This is a genomic window from uncultured Idiomarina sp. (assembly GCF_964010655.1).
In the GTDB taxonomy this organism is placed as follows: domain Bacteria; phylum Pseudomonadota; class Gammaproteobacteria; order Enterobacterales; family Alteromonadaceae; genus Idiomarina; species Idiomarina baltica.
The window spans coordinates 1-2861 of the sequence record NZ_CAXGLS010000091.1 but is presented as its reverse complement, the minus strand read 5'-3'; the positions used below and the strand labels follow the sequence as shown (position 1 = coordinate 2861).

Below are 2861 nucleotides of genomic sequence, written 5' to 3'. Positions count from 1 at the left end.
TGCCAAGAGTATCAGGGTGCAACTTATAGCCAGCCTGTTTTGATATGCACCTTTCACATACATAAAATAAAATTCCCACTTGTTATTATTTTTGGAATATTTTATTAAATCTAACACAAATTGACCATGAAGCAAATTAACTCAATTTTTTAAACGTTTCTTGCATCCAATATTAGCAATTACTCGTTTGTTGATTAGCACCTTTCAAATAAGGATCTTTCAAATGAATAAGCTATGTATCAGTGTTGTAACCTTCTGCTGCTCTTTTAACGCGTTTGCTAATATAGAAAAAATAACGGTTTATGGTCACCGTACTGGATTAATTGGTGAGTCTATAAGCGCCTCTAGCGGTATTATTGGTCAGGGTGAAATAGAAAATAGACCCATGCTTCGGTCTACTGAATTGCTTGAGTTAATTCCCGGTATGGCTGTCACCCAACACAGCGGCTCTGGAAAAGCGAATCAATATTTTATTCGTGGCTTTAATCTTGATCATGGAACAGACTTTGCCACGAACATTGATGGTATGCCTATCAATATGCGCAGTCATGGTCATGGGCAAGGCTATACTGACTTAAACTTTATAATTCCAGAAACAATTGCCACTGTTAGTTATCAAAAAGGCAGTTATGATGTGCGCCAAGGCGACTTTTCAACGGCTGGCAGTGCTTATTTTCATTTATCTGACAACCCTAAACATGATCAGCTCAGTATCACTGTAGGAGAAGATAACTTCTATAGAGGTGTTGCATTAGGGAGTACCTCAATCGGTAGTGGCAAACTGGTAGGCGCAACAGAGTGGCAAGTTTATGATGGGCCTTGGCAGGATATTAATGAAGACGTTAATAAAAAAAACGCATTGCTACGTTATAGTCGTGATTCAGAACAAGGTAACTTATCAATTACGGCAATGGCTTATGACAACAGTTGGAATTCAGCAGATCAGATCCCGCAAAGGGCTATTGAGCAAGGTATCATTTCAGAGCTTGGCTCACTCGATAAAACACTTGGCGGAGAGTCAAGTCGGTATAGCTTATCGACAAATTGGCAAGGACAAAACTTATCAGTAAGTGCATACCTCATCGACTACGAGCTAAATTTATACTCTAACTTCTCATATTTCCTTAATGATCCAATTAATGGCGATCAGTTTAACCAACGAGATAATCGCACTATCTCAGGTGGAACACTAAGCTATCAATTTACAGCTAATGTAGGTGATATTCCCGTTAATCATACCGTTGGAACAGAGCTTCGGCATGATAATGTGAATAAAGTTGGCCTATACAATACACAAGCCCGAAAGTACCTTTCAACAGTACGACAAGACAGTGTCGAGGAAACAAGCTATACAGCATACTGGCAAACACAACTTCATTTAAGCCAACAGTTAGAGGCAACCCTTGGTGTTAGATATGATTATTTAGATGCTCACGTTGATAGCGACAACAGTTTAAATTCTGGAGATGCAGATGATGATTTACTCGGCTTTAAGGCGAGTCTAACTTACTTATTTACTGATAACCTTGCTGGTTATGCAAACTGGGGGCAGTCTTTTCATTCAAATGATGCTCGTGGTGCAACCATTGCTCAAGACCCAGTAACACTTGAGGCAACAAACACCGTAGACTTACTCGTTAAGAGTAACGGTGCAGAGTTAGGGTTGCGCTACTTCGATGAGCAACAATTTAACTTTTCTGCAGCCCTTTGGTGGCTAGAACTCGACTCAGAATTGTTGTTTGTTGGTGATGCAGGTAACACTGAGGCCAGTGATGCATCACAGCGCTATGGTATAGAACTAAGTGCCTACTACTGGCTTAGTGACACATTAAGCTTAGATGCAGAAGCGTCATTTACGTATTCTCGTTTAGACATTAGCAATAACAACAACCGTATTGAGGGAGCTGTACCAGTGGTTGCAAGTGCCGGGATTAGCTGGCAGTTTGCACAACAGTGGCAAAGCTCATTACGTTTACGCCATATAGGTAAACGTATGTTGAGTGATGATGGCAGCAAACGTTCAGAGCCTTTAACTGTGGTAAATGGTTTAGTGAGTTATCAGCAAACTCATTGGAAAGCAGAACTTGAATTGCTTAACTTGTTTGATAGTAATGACCATGACATTGATTACTACTACTCATCAAGACTAGCGGGCGAACCAACAGAAGGGGTAGAAGATAATCACTTTCACCCCATTGAGCCACGCACAGTTCGATTAAGCATGAGTTTTTTATTTTAAAGAATTCACGACTGAAGTCGCTCCTACAACCACACCTACGCGAATTGCAGGCACAAAAAAACCGACTTTCGTCGGTTTATGTCACTTTCAAATAGAAAGTGGCGGACGCGGGAGGATTCGAACCTCCGACCGCCTGGTTCGTAGCCAGGTACTCTATCCAGCTGAGCTACGCGTCCGCAGTATGTTTCGCATGTTTAAGTCGCGCACTGACCATGTCTTAAAGACAAAAAAACCGACAGCTTGTCGGCTTATGTCACTTTCTAAGAGAAAGTGGCGGACGCGGGAGGATTCGAACCTCCGACCGCCTGGTTCGTAGCCAGGTACTCTATCCAGCTGAGCTACGCGTCCGCAGTTGCATTTTATAATCTTGCAATGATTTTATCTTTATACTCGATGTGAGCTTTCAAATATGGCGGACGCGGGACGTCTCTTGAAAGAGTGAACCTCCGACCAAATTTGTATCATTATACTCGATGTGAGTTTCAAATATGGCGGATGTGGGACGTCTCTTGAAAGAGTGAACCTCCGACCAAATTTGTATCTTTATACTCGATGTGAGTTTCAAATATGGCGGACGCGGGAGGATTCGAACCTCCGACCGCCTGGTTCGTAGCCAGGTACT

General features: G+C 42.0%; 1 protein-coding gene and 2 tRNA genes. 1 reads left to right on the top strand and 2 read right to left on the bottom strand.

Annotated elements, in window-relative coordinates; all coding sequences use genetic code 11:
- Nucleotides 1-223: 223 nt before the first annotated feature.
- Entirely contained in the window at nucleotides 224-2239 is a 2016-nt protein-coding gene (locus tag ABNS04_RS12395) for a TonB-dependent receptor (protein ID WP_348671600.1), read from the top strand.
- Nucleotides 2240-2338: 99 nt separating this feature from the next.
- Here ABNS04_RS12395 and ABNS04_RS12390 read toward each other — a convergent pair.
- Nucleotides 2339-2415: transfer RNA gene (locus ABNS04_RS12390), tRNA-Arg, on the bottom strand.
- A 95-nt stretch (nucleotides 2416-2510) separates the two neighbouring features.
- Nucleotides 2511-2587: transfer RNA gene (locus ABNS04_RS12385), tRNA-Arg, on the bottom strand.
- Nucleotides 2588-2861: the final 274 nt, after the last annotated feature.